The 6,703-nt window shown below is 57.3% G+C and carries 5 protein-coding genes and 2 pseudogenes; 3 read left to right on the forward strand and 4 right to left on the reverse strand.

All coding sequences use genetic code 11. The features are described from left to right. Positions 1-168, forward strand: a pseudogene (locus tag AC0L3U_RS38125) (LabA-like NYN domain-containing protein); the annotation flags it as partial. Between the two features lie 569 nt (positions 169-737). On the opposite strand, the gene AC0L3U_RS38130 reads toward AC0L3U_RS38125, so the two are convergent. The 3 genes from AC0L3U_RS38130 to AC0L3U_RS38140 are packed head-to-tail and all read right to left on the reverse strand — an operon-like array spanning position 738 to position 2,704. Beyond that, complete coding sequence (locus AC0L3U_RS38130) at positions 738-1,403, reverse strand: hypothetical protein (RefSeq protein WP_473364922.1); 666 nt, start codon at positions 1,401-1,403, stop codon at positions 738-740. A gap of 4 nt (positions 1,404-1,407) precedes the next feature. Further along, positions 1,408-1,695: a PqqD family protein gene (locus tag AC0L3U_RS38135; RefSeq protein ID WP_473364923.1), complete on the reverse strand. Its 288-nt coding sequence runs from the start codon at positions 1,693-1,695 to the stop codon at positions 1,408-1,410. A 13-nt stretch (positions 1,696-1,708) separates the two neighbouring features. Then, positions 1,709-2,704 carry a radical SAM protein gene (locus AC0L3U_RS38140; protein ID WP_473364924.1) on the reverse strand — a complete coding sequence of 332 codons (996 nt, stop codon included), beginning with the start codon at positions 2,702-2,704 and terminating at the stop codon, positions 1,709-1,711. Positions 2,705-2,872: 168 nt separating this feature from the next. Between AC0L3U_RS38140 and AC0L3U_RS38145 the strand changes: the two are divergent. Next, positions 2,873-3,046 (forward strand): annotated as a pseudogene (locus AC0L3U_RS38145) (double zinc ribbon domain-containing protein); the annotation flags it as partial. Positions 3,047-3,064: 18 nt separating this feature from the next. After that, the gene (locus AC0L3U_RS38150; RefSeq protein ID WP_473364926.1) at positions 3,065-6,025 is read left to right on the forward strand and encodes an AAA family ATPase; all 2,961 of its coding nucleotides are present in this window, start codon (positions 3,065-3,067) and stop codon (positions 6,023-6,025) included. A 245-nt stretch (positions 6,026-6,270) separates the two neighbouring features. Here the strand turns inward: AC0L3U_RS38150 and AC0L3U_RS38155 are convergent. Continuing rightward, on the reverse strand, positions 6,271-6,703 hold a 433-nt coding region (locus AC0L3U_RS38155), incomplete at its 5' end, for a hypothetical protein (RefSeq protein ID WP_473364925.1).

Here is a 6,703-nt window from a genome sequence, read left to right on the forward strand (position 1 = left end):
ATCGCCGACGAGTTGCGCCGCCAGGCCGACGTCTTCACCGACCTCGTCGAGCTGCAGTCCAAGCTCGGCCGCGACCCGTCCGAACGCCCCGCCCCGCGTGATCGTGAACCGCGTAACCACATGCCGAAGTTCTTGCAAGAGCCGAAAGGAAATGACCCTCTCGAGTGAGACAGCCTTCCTCAATGGCCTACTTGCGGCTAAACCAGGACCCATAGCTGGATTGTTATTGGGGCATCACAATCGACGTCCCGTCTCGATGCAATCGCGTCGTTTCGGCGAAGATCGTAGAACTCGTGCGTCGCTGCGCCCCGCACGCAAGCGAACGCGTTGTCGCGCGACTGTCGTCAGTCAATGACCATAGCCGAGCAGACGAGCAAGGTTCACCGCAAAGCTACCGAACGCGCTGCCCGCAGCAACAACGGATATCACTATTGAAAGAGGAGTGAGGCTGTAGCTAGTTGTCGTGGGCGCTTTATCCGTGTTCGAATGCGCAATCCGCAACACTTCCAGGCTTGGCATGTTACCCTCTGAGTTCGAGCGAGAGGTCTCCCCTCCGGCAAGAGGTCCCCTGTTTTCAACCGGAAACAAGAGCAATAAAGCGCTGCGCACTATGTCTTGTTTTATCCTGCCACGGCGGTACGCGGCGAGACCGACGACGGGTCGGATTCCGAGCACCCCAAAGCGTCTTTGCGCTTTGAAGGGCGAGCCACTGGAGTACAGTTAAGAACCGCGGGTGATCACCTCTTCTTTTTCGGTTTAGTCGCCGCCCGCCCGCGTTGATCAGCCATTCTTTCACCACCGCTGCTCAGGCGCTCTGGGACGAGTTTGGCGGCTTCAAGGGTCAGTTTAGCAAAGCCATCACCTGCATCGTGCTCTGGATCGAGAAAACTGATGGCCGGCGCAATTCTCACCTCACTTCTTTGAGGATCGCGCAGCCAATAGGAGCGCAACTGAACGATCGCCTTGTACAGATTAGATTTCGCCTCCTTCGCCAGAGGGCTCCAAGCCTTGCCCATTACATCGAGCGACTCATACGACCAAATTACTCGGTAGCAGAACCCTACGGCTGTCGGTCTGCAGCATTCGTCTCCTCCATCAAGCACCATGTAGGCGCCGCGGTAGTTGGCGCCCTCCACCGATTTGAGTGTCGCGGTTCCGATGAAGTCCTCTGTTTTTCGTAAAAACTCGTGAAACTCCGGAGCATCTTCAGGTGCTAGACAGAACTGCCAGATAACGACGATCCCACCGAGAATTCCGTTGGGCGCGGATGGAAATGGAGGGGGAAACACTGGTACAAAATCCGATCGCACTTCAGAAACAAGCGGCTCTACTCTCGATTGCTGTGTTACACCCTGGCGCCGGAGAAGCGCTTCAATACGTTGCCGTTCGCTAATCTTTGTCATGGCACTACTTCCTGCGGGTTTTAATTGCGACCTCTGAATTCTTGCTGCTCACCACTTCGACAATTTCCCTTTCCAAGAGGGTTGCAAGGCCTCGTTGAACCTCACTGGCGACTTCATGTGGACTAAGTGCGGGCTCGGCGGCTATCAGATACTCCCGCGCAATTTCCGCTTCCGATCTGCCGTCGCACAATTGGAGTATCAGCCATGCGGAAGGGTTGAGCGTAAATACCTCTGGATTATTCGGCGTGAAGACGAGACAGACGGCCATCTCGGGCACGCCACGAACGCGCACGTTGCGCACTTTCCTATAACAAGTGCTTGGGCAGCACACGGAGATCGGTCCCCTCATTGAGATGGGCGCAAAACGGATCTGGCGCGTCCCACCGTCCGTGAAACGCAAATGCAGTGGAACGGCAGCCTCCACGCGTACCGTCTTTCGCGTAGCAGGACGGACAAGACTTTTCGACTACGCCTTCGCGCAACGTCCGATAGAGCTCGTTGTTGTTCCAGGTATCCAAAAAGGGCGTGGCGCGAATGTTGCCAAAATTCACATATTCTCTCAGATATGTGCAGCCGATTGAGTCGCCAAACGCGTTCACCGTTGCGCCCTGCCAGCAGCAATTGCGATCATTTGGGTGCCAAGATTTCATGATCTGAAAGCCATCAGGCACATGAAGATCTGCGATGGCCGCGGTCTGCTCATCGAGCGAGAGAGCCAAATCGGTCCAAGCGCGTTTGGCGCGGCCTAACGGGTAGAGGCGGAGAACGCCGAGGCGCAATGCGCCTAATCGATGAGCCAAATCAACGCAGGCTTGAATTTCTCTAAAGTTCTTCCGGTTGAGAATGACGAGGACATCAGTCTTGATGCCGGCGGCCGAAAGGTGGCCGACTGCTGCGCAGGATTTCTCAAAGCTCCCCTCGACACCTGTTAATTCGTCATGCGTAGCAGAGGTCGCCCCCATGATATCGACGAGCATGCGACCGACGCCTATCGCTTTAAGTTCCTTCGCACTCTCCTCGTTAAGCAGGGTGCCATTCGTACGCACGACGGTCATAAGCTTGCGGCAGCTACGTTTCAGAATCTTGAAAAAATCTGCACGTTGAAACGGCTCTCCACCTTCAATGTAAACCTGGATGAAATCATTCGAAACGAGGTAATCGATAAACCTTGACCACTCTCGGTAGCTCAGCTCTGGTTTCGCGGTTGGATTGCCGCAATCGCCATAGCACCAGCGGCACCGAAGATTGCACGTGTTCGTAATAGAGATCGTAATCTTAGGCGGGGTAACATATTTGGGCATGTGCCAATCCCCCCGATACCCGCGACAGTGAACGTGCCATCTTATCAGCACGTAGCGCCGAGGTCATCAACGTATCGATCGACATTCTGCCTTCGGTTGCAAGCCGCTATCGGCAGCTATATCGTTACGGCACTTACCGTCCGTGCCGTTTAAGCTATCGCGAGGTTGATGAGGTTGGTCCCTGGCAGCCAAACCGAAGAAGGACCAACATGGTCCGCGTCATGCCCGAGCTGCAGCACAACGGCGGCGGCAGGCGCCTTTTTCTGCGGCAATTGCGGACGAGCACTTGTCCCGCCATGCGCTCGATGTGCCGCCCCCGTCGCATTAGGTCAACGGTTCTGCCAGGTTTGTGGCGCGTCATTGGGCACCACGCCCCCAAGCCGCGGGCTGACCGACGGCATCGAGGGCTTGACCGATCGTCGTCTTATGACGGCCATGTTCTGTGATCTTGTCGGGTCAAGCAAGCTTGCCGAACGCCTGGATCCAGAAGACTTGGCCGCACTGCTCGTCGCTTATCGCGAGCGATGTGCCAGTGCCGTGGTCCGAAACGGCGGATACGTTTCGCGATATGCCGGAGATGGCGTATTGGCGTGCTTCGGCTACCCCCGTGCTCTTGACCGTGACGCCCAGGCCGCCGTCTTGTCCGGTCTGGCCATTGCCCTCGAAATCGAAACGCTCGCTAACACCACCTCGCTCCGTGGCGGCAGGGATCTCGCGGTCCGCATTGGCATCGAAACAGGAATCGTGCTTGCTGGGCCGCTCGGCCCAAAGAACGCGATCGAGCTCGACGGGCTGGTCGGCACTGCCCCAAACACCGCTGCGCGACTTCAACAATTTGCACCACCGAACAGCGTCGTCATTGGCGAGGCGACACGCGAGCTAGTTGCCGAGTTCTTCCTACTGGAAGAATTACCGCCGCTGGATCTCTTACCCGGCAAGTGGTTTAGGGTAAGAGGTAAATTGAAAGATCGCGGGTTCACATTCTCAAGACGCCGAGCTCCACTGGTGGGGCGTGCCCACGAGCTCGCAATGATTTTCGCGCGATGGGACGACGCCTGCCAGGGCAAGGGACAAACAATCCTGCTGTCGGGCGAGGCAGGCATCGGTAAATCACGCCTCGCTCAGGAACTCTTGGATCACGCCGCACAAGCCGCGCATAATGTGATCATACTCGGTTGTACCCCGCCCGGGGCCGTCAGCGCGTTTCATCCCGCGATCCTTGCACTGCGCGAAAGGCTGGAGACATCGGTCGAGACAGGGGAAGCTGATACGATTGAGCAATCGCTTCGGCATCTTCTCGACCAGATGGGGCTCACTGAAGAACCCACGTTAGCCTTGCTGCTTCACACGTTAGGGGTTGGCCCCGACGTGACCGATCTCGCTCCAGCGGCACGGCGACGCATTTTGTTGCAGGCGTTTCGAACATGGCTGCTGCATTTTCCGGGGGATTCGCCGCTCCTGATCTTGGTTGAAGACTTGCATTGGGCAGACCCTTCGCTGCTTGAGCTGCTCCGCGGCGTTACTGACCTGCTGTCAACTCGGCGGGCCATGCTCCTCGCTACCTATCGAAGCGATTTTGTATTGCCGTGGCCCGACCGGGTGACGATGCTCCGACTGACCTTGCCGCCACTTGAGCGTGCCGAGGCAGAGCAATTGCTGGCGGCACTCGGAGGGCACCATTCTGCGTCCACACGCGAGGCCATTTTGGCGCGGTCGGATGGCGTTCCCTTGTTTATTGAAGAGTTTACGCTCGCGATCAACACGCCGTTGGTGCCGCGAACGCTGCAGCAGCTTTTCACGGCGCGACTTGATGCATTGGGCGAGGCGAAGCGCTTAGCGCAGTGCGCTGCTATTCTTGCACCCTACCTCGAGGTCGATCTGCTTAGTGAGCTCGCAGATTTGCCGGATATTGTTGTAGAAGAACGACTTTTGTGGCTTCTCGACGCAGAGGTTCTCACGCGGACGCGATCGGCATCGGGTTCTGTAGAATATACGTTCCGACATGCACTTCTGCAGCAGGCGGCACTCGATTCGCTTTTGACAGCTGACCGGCGTGCATTGCACGCAAAGGCTGCTGAACGACTTGCGGCGCTTCGGCCGGGCCTCGTTGAGCAGCGACCTGAAATTTTCGCACAGCATTACTTCTCAGGAGAGGAGTTCACCGCGGCCCTACCGTTATATGCTCGAGCAGCGCGCCGAGCTTTGGCCGCTGCGGCTCTTGACGAAGCCGAGGCGCACGTGCGCCGCGGTCTGGCGGCTTTAGCAAGATTGCCTCACGAGGCTGTCGCGGAAATGGAACTTGATTTGTACGTTCTGCTTGGTCATGTGCTGATTGCCAAGCGCGGCTACGCCAACGTAATCGTACAGGAAGCCTTCGAATCTGCTCTCGGAGCTGCCGAACGTGTTCAGGAAGTGGCGCGAACGCTCCCCGCGTTAAGAGGACTTGCCTCTTTCTACCAGGTGCGTGGCCCTCTTTCCCGTGCGGAAGGAATTTGCGACAAGCTCGTCAACATTGCTGAGAGCACCGGCGACCTCTGTTCGCTAGTTGACGCATGGCGCCGCCGCGGCTGGAATCGTGGATGCACGGGAAACCCGGCTGGAGCGGAAGATGATCTTGCGCGTGCCCTCCAGGCCGTTGAGCCCGTAAGAATGGAGGCGCACATACTAACGGCGGGCCATGATCCACAAGTGCTAGCTCTCGCCAATCTATGCTGGCTTGCTTTGCCTCGTCATGGCGTCGGGGTGGCAACGCGGCGGGCTGAAGCGGCCGCGGCTGCAGCGCAGGGCTCGTCTCACTCCGTGAGCGCGTGCTACGGCCTGATTTTTGCTGCGCTTGTCCTTCAACAAGCTGGACAAGTCGACAAAGCCTTGCAGTTTGCCAACCAGGCCTTGGATATTGCAGGAGAGAAAGGTTTTGCTTACTGGGTAGCAATGGGGAAGGTAGCAATCGGCTACGACCAAATTGTCCGTCGGGAGAATTTGCAAGGCGGCCGAGAGGCGATCTTGAAAGGCCTTGCAAGTTATCGCGAAACACAAGGAGAACTGCTCCGGCCGTTTATACTTTCCTTGGTTGCGGAGGCCGAAGCTGCTTTTGGTGACATCGAGGCTGCTCAGGCCGCTCTGCGCGAGGCGGTTGACGTTGCCACTTCATTGGAGGCAAGAGGCTTTCTTCCCGAATTGATCCTGCGACAGGCGCGCCTTTGCGGCCATGGTTCTCAAGTTGAACGCCAGAGTTTTTTGAAACGGGCAATCGCCGCTGCGCAAGCCCACGGGGCCGAAGCCATCGCATTAGAGGCGTCTCGCGAATTGGAAGCGCAGTAGCAGGCGCAACCGAGCACGCGTCGGGTAATGACGCTACACCGCAGAGAAGACGTAGAGTCCAGCAAATTCCAACCTCCACTCGCGGGCACAAGATTGATCGGGCCGCCGAAAAGTGGGCGGGCAGAGTTCCGGCTTCTTATTGGTGAGGACGGTACAAGCAACGTCTTACGGTCAGCTTAGGAGAAAGGGTTTGCGCAAGGTTTACGCCGGAGCAAAGAGGCGAGGCTGGTTTGCCGAAGCCGCAGTCACATTTCTGCCAGTGACCGCACCGTTTCAGCATTCATGAATGAATTCGCTATCGTGACCAGGTGCACTGCGGCGGTGCCCAGCTGCTCCATTTCCTTGTCAGCAGTGTAGGCTGAAGCCGCTCGTCGATAGGCGATTGCAACTGTTGCGTATGCATCCGTGATCAGTACAGCTGAATGGTCGTGCGCATCCTTGGCTTTCCGATCACGTACTTGGACGACTTTTGTCGCCGCCTGAGCGGCTAATTCAGCAAGCTTCTCGTTACTTAAACTCGGATCATCAATACCAGGCTGACATGCAGAAGCCGCGCCGGCGATTGCCTGATAGTATTGGCGCTTTTGCCACTCATTGGCCCTCAGGTAACTCTGCAGCAGGCGGCGAGCCCTCACTTCAAGCTGCTTTCGATCGCTTCGGATCTTTTGATGATCTGAG

It is taken from the genome of Bradyrhizobium sp. Kon69 (assembly GCF_055807515.1).